Consider the following 16,499-nt stretch of genomic DNA (forward strand, 5'->3'; position numbering starts at 1 on the left):
TTGTATACGCAACAATCAAATAGGGTCTGGAAGCCCGAAAAACTCAAACTAGAAATAAAACCGCTTTTGCGGATATCCCGGAATTTCCGGGGGCTTTTGTTATGTCCAAGTGCTTTCAGCACTAAAAGCAAGAGGCTGTTTTGAGTCAGCACTTCCAGCCCCCGGAATACTAATGCGAGGGCGCTCGCAACCGGTGGGGACATCAAGTGAAAGCTAAAAATCTACATTTTTACGATATTTCTTTAGGCAAAAAAATTCGCTTCAGAAGAAACGTCATGGGGGTTTTCTCAAAAACAATTAGGAAGTCATTTAGGCGTAACATTTCAACAAATCCAAAAATATGAAAAAGGCTTAAATCGCGTAAGTGCAAGACGTTTACAGGAAATTGCTCATATATTAGATGTTCCCGTTTCCTTCTTTTATGCTGATAGCGCAAAAAAGAAGAGAACCTCTATCATTGTGATGACAGAATAGCAAGCAAAGCAGAATATTTACTTTTGAAAAATTTCAGAATACTGACCCGCAAAAAACAAAGAGCAATTTTGCAGTTGATTTCTGATGAAAAAAATAACCCCTTATTTTCATAAATTCACCGCAAGGATAATCAAAGTCCTTAATAATCTTGACAAGAATTTTGCCTGTCTCCCCATACCTCATGAGAATGAAAATGCTTAATCTAATCTGGTATGTAAATAATCGGAATTCTAACGAGTTTAACTTAGAAATAGCACTTTGATTTATAATCATATATCTAACGTTATTGATATTGAATAAGTGTTCCGAATATCGTAAAATTCTTTCATTTCAAACGTGTTCTATATTGAATCAATCAAAATCTCTTGTTTGCACATTACAAGCAAAGTTGGCGTGTAAGTAAAAATGTACAAAAAGGCATACCTCTTATTGAATCGTCTCACAGACCAAGAGCTGTAACGATATTGGGTGCTGGGAAAATGGATGATGGTGCTAACTTTCTCTTTTATTAAACGTAAATATGGGAGTGTTCAACGGCTGGCTTTCCACTCATATAAGTCACTTAAAAAAGGCTTGCCAAACAAGCCTAAGAATATTCCCACACACTAAAAAACACTTAAATATATCGAGAAAGCTTAAAGATCTTATACCATCATACTCCAAATAATGATATTTTATATCATAATATTATTAAAGTAAAAATAAGAAATATAAAGTAAAAAATAGATACGAAAAATATATGTATAACTTTCATAAGAATTTATATATACGAATACTTAAGTTTATTCTGTTGTGCTATGAATTCTATCATTTAAGGTATGAGGATATGAAGCACGCATACCTCCTTGAAACATTCAAATGTTTTTTAGATACCCAATATCTTTTGAAATATTTTTAGGCCTGCTTGTTGAGCCTTTAGTTTAAGTGAAAAATGGGAAGCCGCTAGAATCTAGCTGTTTACAGACTGTAATAGGAAGTTTCGCTTTTAAAGGCATAGGGAGAAAATCAAATAATTCAACAATTAACAAATAAAGTATTAAAAGATTCAACCAACGCGATACGTAATACCATCTTTAAAAAATTCAAAAGTATGAAGGTAAACATTGACAGAAGATAAGGAATTCACTTAATTAAAGTGCTCTCTAAAGAGGTAATAGTTTAGCGTAAAATATTCAATTTTTTCAATTCTGAAAGATTAAAAGAGACGTATCATTTGAAATAAAACAATTTATTGTGCTAACGATGATGATTGGTGTGCACAAAATTGAGTTGTTGAAAATCAAAAATATAATTTAACGATGTTCCTTGACCAACTCACTCTCTCCTGAGTATAGCACGGGGAATAAACGTGGAGAGACATGAGGAGTATAGAAAATGAGTTTTAAAGTTGCAATTGTTGGCGCAACCGGCAATGTTGGTCGTGAAATGCTTACAATTTTAGAAGAGCGTGGTTTTCCTGCGCATGAAATTGTCCCTCTCGCATCACGACGCTCATTAGGACAAGAAGTTTCTTATGGAGATAAAACTTTAAAAGTAAAAGCACTGGATACTTACGATTTTTCAGACACAGATTTTTGTCTTATGTCTGCAGGAGGGAGCATTTCCAAAGAATACGCCCCTAAAATCGCTGCTACCGGCTGTGTCGTCATCGATAATTCCTCCATGTGGCGCTATGATACCAATGTTCCGTTGATAGTCCCTGAAGTCAATGGCGAAGCTATAAATGCCTTTTCTAAGCGTAATATTATAGCAAATCCTAATTGTTCAACAATTCAACTGGTCTTAGCTTTAAAACCTCTCCATGATGCTGCAATCATTAAACGTGTTGTTGTCTCTACATATCAGTCTGTTTCTGGAGCTGGTAAAGAAGGAATGGACGAACTTTTCGAACAATCACGTGCAGTTTTTGTTGCAGATCCAATTACATCAAAAAAATTCACTAAACGCATTGCCTTTAATGTCATTCCTCATATCGATGTTTTCATGGAAGATGGTTATACAAAAGAAGAATGGAAAATGACCGTGGAAACAAAAAAAATTCTCGATCCGAAAATTAAATTAACAGCCACTGCTGTTCGGGTTCCTGTCTTTATCGGTCATGCCGAAGCTGTCCATGTTGAATTTGAAAAACCACTAAGCGCATCTGAAGCACAAGCGCTCCTACGCGATGCACCCGGCTGTCAGCTTATCGATAAACACGAAGATGGTGGCTATACCACCCCTTATGAATGTACGGGAGAAGATGACACCTTTATTAGCCGTATTCGTGAAGATATCACCGTTGAAAATGGTTTAGCTTTCTGGGTTGTTGCCGATAATTTAAGAAAAGGAGCAGCATTGAATGCCGTTCAAATTGCTGAATTGCTCATTTCTCGTAATTTGATCAAGCCAAAGTCGATAAATTAATCATCTTCCTGTCCGACAGGACAAGGAACCTTATACAAAGCCGGTCTGTTAAAAAGTCCGGCTTTTTTAACAGCTTCCCTCTAACACCATCTTAAAAGGTTATTATTTCAAAGCACTGGCAAATTCCACCCTGCATATTCTTAGCTCTCTCTGCCTTAAAGAATGAAGCTCTTTCCCTGCACCGATCTGAACACAATCGCACTTTTGAAGGAGCTTGCACTAATATCCACCTTAATGCCGCTTTACGAAACAGCAAGAGCAGCAGCATAAGCATTGTTTGCTTCATGCTGCTGATCCTTTTTGTCATTCCGGTTGTGAAATTAACTTTACCCTTATCGAGCAGGATAAGTCACGACACGGTAACGCGTTTCATTGCGTTCAAAGTTTTTGTAATTGACATCATCCGGAAAGGAGGGATTATAAGCATTCACGCGCTTTACAGAAACTCCTTGCGCTTTTGGCGACGGATTTAAAATTGTCCGCTCATCTCTTTTTTTTACCCCGGTGGAATCGATAATCATATCTGTTCTATAGAATTTTTGCATGTTTTTGCGTGTTTTTTGAATCGCCGGAAGAGCTTTAAAATCAGAAACAGCCTGTTTCACTTTTTCTTTTGGTGATTTTACCATGGATTTTGATTTTGCTGGCATCTTTTTAAAAGCAATGGTAGGAACATCGTTAACATTGACGTAACGTGCAGATGCCCAACCAACTTTTCCATGATAACCAAGAGAACACCAAGTTTTATTGGATAGGCAGCCATAAATTTGCACTTTTGCTCCCATTGGAACCATTGCGATAACTTTATAAGCTGTCGCAGGGCCTGTGCGTAAAGATACCTGACCTGATGCAACACGAGCAACTGTTCCTGTAATGGTTCCAGCTTCCGCGTGAAAAGCAGTCACAGCCACCCCTGACGCTCCTAAAGCCCATAAAGTCATCATTGTTGATAAAAATTTCTTTCTTAACATTATTTTTCTTCCTCTCTAAAACATATGAAGGACAAAAATTCGCCTTTGCAAAAATTTGCCGCGTTTAAATCCAATGATCAGCAACCTTTTTCCCCAAAAAATCCCACAACATTGCAACAAAACCTCTCTTTATCGCCTACACGAACACGGCCTTTTGATCTTGATTGCGCAGTATGTTCTTCATGAATTTACGGCTAAAACATCATCTGATTGTCCAGTTCTTCAACCAATTGTCCCTTACAGAAGTTTTTAAAGGGGCATTGGTTCCCTCAACAAATGATTGCAATAAAAGAATTAATTATTTGAATTTCAGAGAATTTCTATGAACAAAAGATGATCAGCCCCCAAAACAACTAAAATAGAAGGAAAAATAATACTCTTTTAAAAATAAAAGTGATTGAATATTCTCTAAAGCTTGTATAACTTTAAATCTGCCTAAAAAGATACAGAGTATATTGAAACTTCCCTCAAAAAATTTCTCGAAAAAGAAAGTTAAAAGCATATGACATTAAAAAAATTTTTTCGTAGTCGGATTATAGGATTATTCCTCTCTCTCTTTGCACTTTTTTTGTCTACTGCTTTTTCCATGGCCGCAGACAAAACAAAGATCAAACTTGGTATTATGGAAGGGCGGGATGCGATTATTTGGAAAACTGCTGCGGAACAGGCTAAAAAAGCCGGTTTAGATATTGAACTCGTTTATTTTTCTGATTACGCTTTGCCTAATGATGCTGTTAACGCAGGAGAGATCGATGCGAATGCTTTTCAGCACGCCCCTTATCTTAATGAACAAATGAAACAACGTGGCTATAAACTTTCAATTGTCGGCTATACATTTATTGCTCCAATCGGTGTTTATTCACACAAAATAAAAGACTTAAAAGATCTTCGTGATGGTGCTCATGTTGGTATTCCGAACGACCCATCTAATGGTGGAAGAGCCTTACTTCTTCTTAATTCTTTAGGTCTCATTAAGTTAAAAGATCCTCATAATATTCTTGCATCTCCACTTGATATTATTGAAAATCCTAAAAATCTGCAAATTCGTGAGCTCGATGCCGGTATGTTAGGGCGAGCTATTGATGATTTTGATCTTGCAATTATAAACACAAACTGGGCTATTGTTTCTGGATTAAGTTTTGAAAAAGATGTGGTTGCATGGGAGAGCGCCAAAAATAATCCTTATGATAATATCATCGTTGTACGCACGAGCGAAAAAGATGAACCATGGGTTAAAAAATTAGTTGCCGCTTACAACAACGATCTTATCCGTACAAAAATCAAAGAGATTTTTGGCAAAACCGCCCAAACATCTTGGTAATTGTGCCAAATATCTGAGTAATTGTGCCAAATGTCCGAGTAATTGTGAATGGAAAAACCTACTCTTATCTCCTTAAAAAACATCAGCCGTTGTTTTAACAAAACGGCTGGTGTTCCGGTAATTAATAATCTCTCTTTAAATATCCATGCTGGTGAAATCCTTGGCATTATTGGGCGCAGTGGAGCAGGAAAATCAACACTTATCCGCTGTTTAAATGGGTTAGAGAAGATTGATGCAGGGGCCATTTTTTTTGAAGGTGTTGATATTTCCAATCTATCAGAGATAGAATGGGCGCCTTACCGTCAACGAATTGGGATGATTTTTCAACATTTCAATCTTCTCTCATCGCAAAATATTCTTGATAACATTGCATTGCCGCTTAAATTAAGTGGTGTAAATAAAAAACAACGCCACAAACGTGCCCTTGAACTGATTGAATTGGTTGGGTTATTTGGGAAAGAATATTGCTATCCAGCACAATTATCTGGGGGGCAAAAACAACGCGTTGGCATTGCTCGTGCTCTTGCTGCTAATCCTAAAATATTATTATCAGATGAAGCCACTTCTGCTCTTGACCCTGAAACAACACAATCTATTCTAGAGCTCCTTGCTGATATTAACAAACACCTCAATCTCACTATTGTGCTCATCACCCATGAAATGGAAGTTGTGCGCACCATAGCGCATCGCGTTGTTGTTCTTAATCAGGGGAACATTGTAGAAGAAGGACGTGTGAAAGACATCTTTACATCACCGCAAGACGATACAACCATAGCCATGCTAAAGCTTGTAACCCCGCAACTTCCTGAAAAATTTGCGAAAAATCTCAAACCAATCGGACGAGAAGCTGTCATTGAAATTAATATTGCCGGTGAAATTGCCCAGCAGCCTTTTCTTCATCTTCTAGAAAATGAGAGTGGTTTAAAAGCACGTATTTTGCATGGTGGCATTGATACAGTTCAAGATGAAACCATCGGGCGACTCTTCTTGGCTCTTCCTGGAGAAGATAAAGAAGCTTTAGAAAAAGCTGTTCAATGGTTAACGAAAAAAGGACGATATTGTGAGGTCTTAGGCTATGTTTAATGTTCTGTCTCATGAACTTCCCCAAGCTGTTATTGATACAATATTGATGACACTTAGTGCTTCTGTTATGGCATTTATTATAGGGCTTCCCCTTGGTCTTCTTCTTCACACAACAGCACGCGGAGGGATTTTTTCCTCATCTCTCATCAATCGCCCTTTAAGCATGATCATTGACAGTATTCGTGCCATTCCCTTTATTATTCTTGCATTTTATCTTCTGCCCATAACGCGTATCGTTGTAGGAAGAGGGATAGGAATGCCTGCTGTAATTTTTATACTGACCATTTCAGCTATCCCTTTTTATGCTCGCATGGCGGAACTCTCTTTTAAAACCGTTGAAAACGGTCTCATTGAAGCGATCCGCTCGATGGGTGCAAGTCGTCTTCAAATTATCAGACATGTTCTTATTCCTGAAGCTCTCCCTAGCCTGATTACAGGTTTTACAGTCATGGTCATTTCTCTTATAGGAGCCACCTCACTTGCTGGATATCTTGGTGGAGGCGGTTTAGGGGATATGGCAATCCGCTATGGCTACCAACGCTACAATACCTTCATCATGACCATCGTCATCATCCTTTTGATCGTGCTCAATATTACAACCCAATGGACTTCTGATAAAATCGTACAAAAACTTGATAAAACAAAACATTAAAAGACTTAAAATTTCACATGCCAATACCATCATCCTCTTTGCCACTTTCCAAGTGTACCAACCCTTGCCTATCGAAAACGCTCATAAGAGATTAGGAACTTTTTCCTTAAACAGTTTTTATCTCTCCCCATCCGTTTGTAACATGAAAGAAAATAGTTTTAATGGCTTTAATATAAAAGGGGATAAAATAAGAGATCTCATAGTATGTGAGACTCTCTTTAAATTAAGACATTGACCACAACCTCTCCAAACCGTAGATAACACATTGAATTTATAATGATAATATGGTGTTATTCATATTGAACGAGAACTCTGAATACCGTAAGATCCTCTCATTCCCAATTTGTTCCATATAGAATCAACCAAAACCTCTCTCTTGCACGTTACAAGCGGGAAGAGCCGTGTGAGTAAAAAAATACAAGAAAGGAAGGCATGCCTCTTATGAATTATCTCCAGCGCCAAGACCTGTCTTAACATTGGCGGCTAGCATATAATATGATAATAGTATCGGTTTTCTTCTTCACAAGCATAAAAATATGAGGGTGCTCAATGGCTTTATCGTTATACTATTCACAGGCGCCATTGCGAAATGGGTGTGACGAGCGTTGAGAGACATTGCTTTAAAATAAGCCTGTGAATTGGCAACGCAAGTATATTCCATTTGAAGCGTTCTGTTTTACGTGATGGGTATGATCCCATAAAGAACGCTATAAATAAAAGCGCGAAGCAATGCACTATCTTCATTAGAAAACTCCTCTTCAAAACGATCTAGGAAAGATAGTAACCTGCTATGGCTATCAACGCTATGATAGCTCGATCATATCTATTATCCTATAGATTATTCTCAATATCATCATTGAAGAAACTTCTAATAGAGTTGTATAAAAATTTTGTAAAATAAAGCACTCAAATAATCTAGATATTGGAAGGTTTTTCTTCCACAACAGCAACGATAAGCCATTGAGCGGTAAGAGCTGGTTTTTTTAACTTTTCAATTTCCACCGTAACCCCATAATGGAAAACCACTCGACCAGAAGGGCGAATTTCTGCGTCGTCTAACATAAAACGCGCACGTATCCGTACCCCTGTTTTCACAGGACTCATGAAGCGTACTTTATCGAAACCATAATTAATCCCCATTGTGGTCCCTTCCAACTCAGGAAGAGTCTCATAAGCGAGCGTAGACAAAAGCGATAATGTTAAAAAACCATGAGCAATCGTGCCACCAAACGGTGTTTGCTTAGCCTTTTCCTCATCAACGTGTATCCATTGATGATCATCTGTAGCGCATGCAAACTGATTAATCATATCCTGTGTAACAAGACGCCACTCCGATAATCCTACTTCTTTCCCAATAAAACTGGTGATATCTTGTACTGCTATTTTTTGCTGCATAACGCTATTCCTATTTTATTCGATAAAAGCCCCCCTCTTGCTTTTATAAAATCCATTGATTAGAGCATCAAGAATAAAAGATTAATTGTCTTAAAAACAAATGCACCTTATGAATGAGAAAAGTTCTTTAGTAGAATAGTTTTCAAATAGGAAAAAAGAATGGCAAGCAATGTGAACCTAACAGGTTTAGCGCATGATTTGAAACAACGTGCAGAAAACCATCCCCCCATCCGTATTGGACTGATTGGTTGCGGTGAAATGGGGACAGATTTATTATCAAGTATTGCGCATATGGATGGTATAACAGTCGCTGCTGTAGCCACGAGGACACCATCACGTATTTTTGATGCCGCTACACTAGCCTATGGCGAAGATGGACATGTCTGTGAAATTGAAAATGCTCATGCTCTCACGCAAAGCATTGAAAATGGTTTGATTGCAGCGACAGATGATATTGACCTTGTTTTGCGCCATGAACAAATTGATATTATCATTGATGCAACAGGCTATCCCGAAGCAGGAGCAGAAATTGGTATCAAAGCGCTTGAGAATAACAAACATCTTGTCATGATGAATGTTGAAGCAGATGTTACAATTGGCGCTTATCTCAAACATGAAGCAGAAAAACGAGGGCTCATTTATACACTTGGTGCCGGCGATGAACCAACTTCTTGTATGGAACTCATAGAATTTGTTTCAGCTCTTGGACATAAGATTGTTGCAGCAGGTAAAGGAAAAAATAATCCTCTGCGCTTTGATGCTACACCTGATGCTTACGAAGAAGAAGCATTCCAGCGTAATATGAATGTACGCATGTTGGTTGAATTTATTGATGGTTCCAAAACGATGGTTGAAATGGCAGCCATTGCCAATGCCACCGGCCTTCTCCCCGATTGCCCAGGAATGCATGGACCACGAGCAGCGCTACAAGATTTAAATAAAGTGCTTATTCCAAAGCAAGATGGAGGCATTTTACAGCGATATGGTGTTGTAGATTATTCAATAGGTCAAGGTGTTTCACCAGGTGTTTTTGTGATTGCAGAAATAGCACACCCACGTTTACGCGAGCGTATGGAAGATTTAAAAATTGGTCAGGGGCCTTACTTCACCTTTCATCGCCCCTATCATTTAACAGCAATGGAAGTTCCCCTTACCTGCGCACGTATTATGCTTTATGGAAAAAAAGATATGGTCCCTCTTAGCCATCCCGTAGTAGAAGTCTGTGCTGTTGCTAAAAAAGATTTACATCCAGGTGATCAGCTAGACTTTATCGGTCTTTATACTTATCGTGCTTGGATAATGAACATCGCAGAAGCACGCGCTCACCACGCCATTCCTTGTGGTCTTTTGGAAAAAGCAACAGTAACAGCTGCAATTAAAAAAAACGAACTCATTACAGTACATAATACAGCCATTCGTGAAGATCAATGGATTGCACGTCTTCGTGCTAAACAAGACCTTTTACTTCATTACCCTTCTTCCACTAAGCTATAAATGCTCCTGAATTACCTTACTTAACAGTATCCTTCCCTTAAGCAACAGAATAACCCAGAATACACCTCTATCGCAAATACAGGTTTATATTTTAATAAAAGCATTTTCCAACGATGCACATCACCACTTCCCTCTCACAATATGTCCTGTAAATGCGACAATATAAACCACCCCATGAGATGGCATAAGATTCATTGTGTATCACTATCTTTACTCTATGAAGATACAAACCAGCATCATCATTTATTTGCCAATATTACAACAGCCCTTGAACCTTAGAGATAATTCATGAGAAGAATTTTTACTCTTTTTTCTTTAATAATTTTGTCCATACACGAACACAACTTGTTATACATAAAAAATACTTTTTATGGATTTAACATCAACAAATTTGAAATGATAAATAATAATTTCTCATTTTTCTTATTGCGTGAAAGCCATGAATACAGGGATACTTTTTTATTTTATCCCCTTATGAAAGATAAAAAAATTTAAAAAGGATAAAATATACCTTTGATGAATAATCTTCATATGAGAAAAGGTAGACAATATTAAAAGACTGATAAAGATAGTAAGTATACTATCCTTATTACTAGAAAATAACCATAAACTGTAAAAAAATCAGGTTACACTAATTTGTAAAAAAAACATAAATGTAGGATCTTGAACTTTAATAATGTTAATAAAAGCTACATTTAATATTAAGAGTAGTGATTTTATTATCTAGTATAGTATAAATAATAAAATATTTATTTTTTTAAATAATGAAGTGAACAAAAAATCCTCGACTCTGTCAATGAGCTTTCTACTAAAGTGTAATGAATATTCCAAAAAGAGATACAACAGCACCTAATACATCCCCAATACATAAAGAAGCAAGAAGTGATAAAATACCTATCCCCCCCCAAAAGGCTGAACCTGAAAAGGCAGCAGCTTTTTCAGGTTTCCCTAAAGCAACTTCATTTTGTCCTTCAATGTTATGGATAACAACCCTATCTACCGCTTTAACAACCGCACTTTTTTCTAATGTAGAAACAATTCCTCCCTCTTGAAATTGATTTTTTACAAAACTTGCATTTCCCTCTATAGTTTGTACAAAAAAAAGAATAAATAGTGTAAAAGTAAATGAACATACACGATTTTTAAATATTTTAAACATAGCTTTCTTTGCTCCTCTTTTTCTTCACTGAAAAAATGAAAGAATATTCACATATATAAAAACCAAAACTTATATTTAATCTATTTAATCATTTATATAATTACACATAAATAAAATATTATATGTAATTTTGTTATTAACATATAACACATTATGTATTACATGTAAAGATAAAAAACAATAAATGATAAAAATAATAAGAATTTGTTAAATTTATTATTATAAGAAATATTACGAAACAAATTCATTTAAAAAATTATATAATAGAGCTTTTATAAATAATTTAAAATGTAATTAATTTTAAAGAATTATAACATTAAAAACTTTCAATATAATGATAGTGCTTGTCTATTATTTCAATAAAAATAAATAGAACTTAATGGATTTTTATTATATCACTCATCAGTAATATTAAAAAATAAAATTGGTAGAGAATAAAAAACTTGATCTAAAAAAATATATCATAATAAATAAATCTTTAAATAGTATACTATTTTTCTATAAAATAGGTATAAATTGTAACAAAATATTGACTTTCAAACCTAACAAAACAAACGCATAAAATAAGTAAATCTATCAGATTGACAAAAACATTATAAGCAATAATTGATCTCCAACAAACTACCTAAAATTAAATAAAAAGAGAGTCATGAAAAATAAGTTGATCCCACAAAATACTGAAAAACAACTTTCTTTATTAATTTTTATAAAAGTTATTCCATATTTTTCGTCAATATTGTAGAGCGTAGCCTTATTTATATTTTGAGTAATTATATTTACTCTGTATTAGTAAAAAATAATTCTCTTTGAAATAAATTTTTGTAATATTCACATAACTGTCTGCAATTTGTGCAAAATGAATAATAATAAAGAATTGATCAAATGCTTGAAGGAAAAGTGATAGAGAAAATTACTAAAAAATTACATTTTTGAAATACTAACTTAAGTAGCGCATTGAAAAAATAACGCCATAAAACTGATATTGAATAATAAATTTATTGTTTTGCCTGTTGAATGAGAAAGCTAACGATTATAAAACTCTCTTATATTTTAACTCTGTTTATATTGAATCAATCAAATTTCTTCACTTGCAAATCACAAACGAGATCGATGTGTGTATAAATACACTTGAAGAAAGGAAAATATTACTTATGAGGTATCTTAACTATCAAGCGCTGTTAAAATAGTATTGAAAACTGGCAAAGTGAATGATGATGCCCCTTTTTACTTTTAAAGTGTAAAGATGGTGGAACACAATAGATTTTATATTATAAGGTTTTACCCTTATACCATTCACAAGCTGCGTCGTGAAATAGGCTTTGGTGTACTAAATGTTTCTTTAAAACAAGCGTGTCGATGTGCAACACAATGGCGTTCTGTTTATCATGTATCCAACGGTGTTTCTTGTATCCAACTGTGTTTCTTTTTGAATCATCTTATAAACTGCTCTCTGAGAGAGCAAATTCTATCTTAGTGAATTCTTCCCTTTATATTCATTTTTTCTCATGAACACTAAAGTCTGTTAATACACTATCCAAAATAAAATCAATCAATTTCTATTCTTTTGTAATATAGATACGTACACTTAACTTAAGAATTTAGGAATGCTGATTGAAACCAAAATCTGTTCTATCGTAGTACTCATAACAACAAAAATACTTTGACTATTCTTGCTCCATAGCAGAAAGAAGCATATGCAGCTTTATCAAAACTTTCACTTTAATAGACAATAGAAAAATCAGTTTTCATTACATGATGTGAAGTATTTAATATGCCCGAAGATTTACTTGTCAAAAACAAGAATACATATCAAAAATCTTACAAGAGATATCTATCTTGAGAAGAGTCACCTCATATTACATCAACAATTGAATTGGCTTTTTTCAATAAAAGCTTCACTGTTTTTAACAAAGCTCTCATTTTTATAACATCCCTCTGTAATGTAAAAATATGATATTTGCATTTCTTTTATATATAGACTAAAAAATAACTCTAAAGCCTTTGATCACTTTATCTCTGTTGACTTCTCTTTTGGGCATTAATTTATGGTATCTAACCCACCTTTTCTCGCTCTTTTACCTTTAGGTGCACATGAATATCACGGAGAGCACCTTCCCTTTGAAACCGACTGGATTATAGCTGAAGCATTTGCAAAAGCTCTCACTTTACAAACAAAAGAGCAATTCCCTATCGCACTTTTACCAGTTGAAAAGATTGGCTATTCCATAGAACATATGGATGTTACAGGTACACAAACCCTTACCTTTTCTGATGCGATTAAGCGATGGATAAAGATTGGTGAAAACTGTTATCACAAAGGGATCAACCGTCTTCTTCTTCTCAATGCTCACGGAGGCAATTCACCTTTAATGAGCATTGTTATCACCGAATTACGAAAGCGTCTTTCCATGCTCGCTGTAGCAACAAGCTGGAGCCGTTTTGGTTTACCACAAGGTCTCATGGAGCCATCTCAACAACATCTTGATATCCATGGAGGTTTTATCGAAACCTCTCTCATGCTTTATTTAGCACCGGAAAAAGTTCATATGGAGAAGGCAAAAAATTTTCATAATAAGCAAGCAGATATGATTGCCAATTATCGATATTTACGCGCTTATGGTCCTCATGCCTTTGGTTGGACAATGCATGATCTAAACACGCAAGGTGCAGCAGGAGACGCAAGCAAAGCAACACCACAAGCCGGTGAAGCAATCTTTTCTCATGTTCTGTCTCAGCTTCGTGATTTACTTGATGATATCCATCGATTTAACATAAACACATGGCAATAAAGAACAATAAAAGGTCCCTCCATGGAAAAAATACAGCCCAACAAACTTCCTGTTACGGTTCTCACAGGCTATCTTGGCGCAGGAAAAACCACACTTCTCAACCGCATTCTTAGTGAAAATCATGGCAAACGTTATGCCGTCATTGTCAATGAATTTGGTGAAATTGGTATTGATAATGACCTGATCATTGAATCAGACGAAGAAATTTATGAAATGAATAATGGTTGTGTTTGCTGTACCGTACGTGGTGATCTCATTCGCATTTTGGAAAGTCTCATACAACGTTCTCATCGATTTGATGCGATTATTATCGAAACAACAGGGCTTGCTGATCCCGTCCCTGTAGCACAAACCTTTTTCATGGATGATACGGTCCATGAAAAAACAGCTCTCGACAGTGTCATAGCGGTCGTTGATGCAAAGCATTTGCCCTCTCAACTAAAAACAAATCGTGAAGCTGAAGATCAAATTGCTTTCGCAGATATTGTTCTTTTAAATAAGATTGATCTTGTTACTCAACAAGAACGCAGCCATGCTGAATCTCTCATTCTAGCTATTAATCCTCGCGCTATACTCTATACAACACAGCGCGCCGATATTCCTCTTGAGACACTCCTTAATCGTGGTTCTTTTGATCTCCAACGGACTCTCGATCATGAGCCTCATTTTCTCGATCACCAACATAAAGACCAACACGCCGACCATGTATGTGGTCCCGATTGCGATCATGACCATCATAACGTATCCACCCTTCATGATATTACCATCACTTCTGTAAGTTTAAAAACAGGCGCTTTGCAACCAGAAAAGTTTTTTTCTTGGATTCAACAGGTTACGCAGCAACAGGGGCCTAATATCTTGCGTCTTAAAGGCATTATCGCCTTTCAAGGAGACGATGATCGTTACGTCATTCAAGGGATACATATGCTTCTTGAGGGACAACATCAACGCCCATGGCGTGAAGATGAAAAACGAGAAAGCCGTCTTGTCTTTATCGGACGCTCTCTTGATGCCAAACAGTTAAAAACTGGTTTTGAAAATTGTGCATGAGTAAGTAATAATGCCAAACATTACCCATTATGATCTCAAAAGTTACTGCCTTTCCTGCGGTTTTATAGGCAATAAACCAGCCTTTGTTTCCGTAGAAGGTTTCATTGTTTTTTTAACCCCAACCCCACAAATCGTTGAAGTTCACCAAGGAATAATTTCAAGCCATTTTTCCCATGACAATACCGCAATCATCACAGGGGGAGAAGATGGAAAAGTCTGTCAAACAACCGCAGCGGATCACACAGAAGTGTTAAGCCAAAAAGAACGCAAATGGATAAACAACGTTGCTTTTGGACCACAAAAAGCTTTTGCCTTTTCCTCCTCTCGTCTCGCATTTGCACAGGTTGGAAAAGAACAGCAAGAGCTCACGCATGAACGCAGTGTAGAAGGCCTAGCTTTTGCCCCAAAAGGTTTACGACTTGCCGTTGCCCATTACAATGGTGTTACTCTTCATTGGTTATCAACGCAAATATCTCCTACCACATTGGTATGGAAAGGAGCTCATTGTGGTGTCACCTTTTCACCAGACAACCGCTATGTCATTTCCACGATGCAAGAAAATGCCTTGCATGGCTGGCGTCTGACTGATAATCAGCACCTCCGCATGAGTGGCTACCCAAGCAAAGTCAAAAGCTGGTCTTGGAGCGCCAAAGGAAAATGGCTAGCAACCTCAGGTGCCTCTGCTGCAATTATTTGGCCCTTTCATACAAAAGACGGCCCCATGGGAAAAACACCTCTAGAACTAGGCACACAAGCAAATGCGCTTGTGAGCACCGTTTCATGCCACCCAAACAAAGAAATTGTAGCAATAGGCTTCAATGATGGAATGATTTTAGCCGCATATTTTCATGATGGAAAAGAAGTCCTTCTAAAAGGTTATGGGAAAAGCGCTATCTCAGCACTCAACTGGGATCAAGCAGGGCACAACCTCGCCTTTGGAAGCGAAAATGGTGAATGTGGTATAATCAATATCACTGATTAAATTACACCAACAAGCGCAATCATCGCTGATAAAAAATGCCCACACAATCCTCCAGAAATCTTATCCCCTTGCATCTCTAGAGCTCTCAGAAATCCTATCTCCCTAATCTCTCCCCCCAAAAGTCTCCTAAAATCTTCGTAATCATTAAATCTTCCCTCTTCCTTTCCTGCACCCTTTCGACAAGAAAATACCTTAAACATGTTTTTGACATTTTAACATTGCTACCCCCATACAAGAATAAAAACATCACCCCTAAGACCGCCCCCTATCTCCCTATAAACATCTATATAGGCTACATACTTCCATAACAGCATTTTTCTTAAAAATTTGGCAAAAAATAGCTGATCTCATCATTAAAACAACGATTTATTCCTACGATCAGAAGAAGGGAATTCAACACTATTTTCCTAAATAAAAAGTTTTTTGAGTTCCCCCTCTAAAGAACAAAGTTTCCTACGAGCAGCCTTCTACACTTTAGTTTCTTGCCTAGAAAATTCTATCTAATAATCATTTCATGGAGCTTCTATTACCGCCCTCTGTTCCGGTATCACCTTCATCTCCAGATTCTGTTCCTTCTGCTTCTTCCCCTGTTGAACCAAAGCCTTCTGAGTCCTCTGATGCTTTGGAACCTTCGTCTAATCTCCAAATTAGAGCTGTTGTTCCACAGGTTCCAACTTATCTTCTTTTGCCAAATGCCTTATTTCATGCTGGTTTAGTGGATAT

13 protein-coding genes and 1 pseudogene are annotated in these 16,499 nt (G+C 36.5%); 10 read left to right on the plus strand and 4 right to left on the minus strand.

The annotated features are described in order from the left end of the window. Window positions 1-330: 330 nt before the first annotated feature. Both ACFINA_RS07805 and ACFINA_RS07810 read left to right on the plus strand, forming a co-directional pair. Complete coding sequence (locus ACFINA_RS07805) at window positions 331-474, plus strand: hypothetical protein (protein ID WP_375607370.1); 144 nt, start codon at window positions 331-333, stop codon at window positions 472-474. Between the two features lie 1,374 nt (window positions 475-1,848). After that, window positions 1,849-2,880, plus strand: coding sequence for an aspartate-semialdehyde dehydrogenase (locus ACFINA_RS07810; protein ID WP_375615374.1), 1,032 nt, complete (start codon window positions 1,849-1,851; stop codon window positions 2,878-2,880). 332 nt (window positions 2,881-3,212) lie between these two features. On the opposite strand, the gene ACFINA_RS07815 is transcribed toward ACFINA_RS07810, so the two are convergent. Next, window positions 3,213-3,851, minus strand: a complete 639-nt coding sequence (locus tag ACFINA_RS07815) for an SH3 domain-containing protein (RefSeq protein ID WP_375615375.1) — start codon at window positions 3,849-3,851, stop codon at window positions 3,213-3,215. A gap of 502 nt (window positions 3,852-4,353) precedes the next feature. Between ACFINA_RS07815 and ACFINA_RS07820 the strand changes: the two genes are divergently transcribed. From ACFINA_RS07820 to ACFINA_RS07830, 3 genes are read left to right on the plus strand one after another with little or no spacing between them, the layout of a single operon-like run. Further along, on the plus strand, window positions 4,354-5,172 hold the full coding sequence (locus ACFINA_RS07820) for a MetQ/NlpA family ABC transporter substrate-binding protein (RefSeq protein WP_375607358.1): 819 nt from the start codon (window positions 4,354-4,356) through the stop codon (window positions 5,170-5,172). 48 nt (window positions 5,173-5,220) lie between these two features. Continuing rightward, the gene (locus ACFINA_RS07825; protein ID WP_375607359.1) at window positions 5,221-6,255 is read left to right on the plus strand and encodes a methionine ABC transporter ATP-binding protein; all 1,035 of its coding nucleotides are present in this window, start codon (window positions 5,221-5,223) and stop codon (window positions 6,253-6,255) included. Continuing rightward, entirely contained in the window at window positions 6,248-6,907 is a 660-nt protein-coding gene (locus ACFINA_RS07830; protein ID WP_375607360.1) for a methionine ABC transporter permease, read from the plus strand. The genes ACFINA_RS07825 and ACFINA_RS07830 overlap by 8 nt, the downstream gene beginning before the upstream one ends. Before the next feature lie 915 nt (window positions 6,908-7,822). Here ACFINA_RS07830 and ACFINA_RS07835 read toward each other — a convergent pair. After that, window positions 7,823-8,302 (minus strand): MaoC family dehydratase, encoded by a 480-nt coding sequence (locus ACFINA_RS07835; protein WP_375615376.1) that lies wholly within the window; start codon window positions 8,300-8,302, stop codon window positions 7,823-7,825. Between the two features lie 159 nt (window positions 8,303-8,461). Here ACFINA_RS07835 and ACFINA_RS07840 point away from each other — a divergent pair, with 159 nt between their 5' ends. After that, a complete protein-coding gene (locus tag ACFINA_RS07840; protein WP_375608716.1) occupies window positions 8,462-9,796 on the plus strand; it encodes an NAD(P)H-dependent oxidoreductase in 1,335 nt (444 codons plus the stop codon). A gap of 808 nt (window positions 9,797-10,604) precedes the next feature. Here the strand turns inward: ACFINA_RS07840 and ACFINA_RS07845 are convergent. Beyond that, a complete protein-coding gene (locus ACFINA_RS07845; protein WP_375607363.1) occupies window positions 10,605-10,955 on the minus strand; it encodes a hypothetical protein in 351 nt (116 codons plus the stop codon). A 2,045-nt stretch (window positions 10,956-13,000) separates the two neighbouring features. Here ACFINA_RS07845 and ACFINA_RS07850 point away from each other — a divergent pair. Genes ACFINA_RS07850 through ACFINA_RS07860 form a run of 3 tightly spaced genes read left to right on the plus strand, consistent with a single transcriptional unit; the run spans window position 13,001 to window position 15,776 of the window. Beyond that, window positions 13,001-13,744 carry a creatininase family protein gene (locus ACFINA_RS07850; protein WP_375609692.1) on the plus strand — a complete coding sequence of 248 codons (744 nt, stop codon included), beginning with the start codon at window positions 13,001-13,003 and terminating at the stop codon, window positions 13,742-13,744. A gap of 21 nt (window positions 13,745-13,765) precedes the next feature. Then, a complete protein-coding gene (locus ACFINA_RS07855) occupies window positions 13,766-14,794 on the plus strand; it encodes a CobW family GTP-binding protein (RefSeq protein ID WP_375607365.1) in 1,029 nt (342 codons plus the stop codon). Window positions 14,795-14,804: 10 nt separating this feature from the next. After that, the gene (locus ACFINA_RS07860; protein WP_375615377.1) at window positions 14,805-15,776 is read left to right on the plus strand and encodes a WD40 repeat domain-containing protein; all 972 of its coding nucleotides are present in this window, start codon (window positions 14,805-14,807) and stop codon (window positions 15,774-15,776) included. Here ACFINA_RS07860 and ACFINA_RS07865 read toward each other — a convergent pair. Next, complete coding sequence (locus ACFINA_RS07865; RefSeq protein ID WP_375607367.1) at window positions 15,773-15,976, minus strand: hypothetical protein; 204 nt, start codon at window positions 15,974-15,976, stop codon at window positions 15,773-15,775. The genes ACFINA_RS07860 and ACFINA_RS07865 overlap by 4 nt on opposite strands. A gap of 332 nt (window positions 15,977-16,308) precedes the next feature. On the opposite strand from ACFINA_RS07865, the pseudogene ACFINA_RS07870 reads away from it, so the two are divergent. Beyond that, window positions 16,309-16,499 (plus strand): annotated as a pseudogene (locus ACFINA_RS07870) (hypothetical protein); the annotation flags it as partial.

Source organism: Bartonella sp. AC10YNML (assembly GCF_042196825.1).
GTDB lineage: Bacteria > Pseudomonadota > Alphaproteobacteria > Rhizobiales > Rhizobiaceae > Bartonella.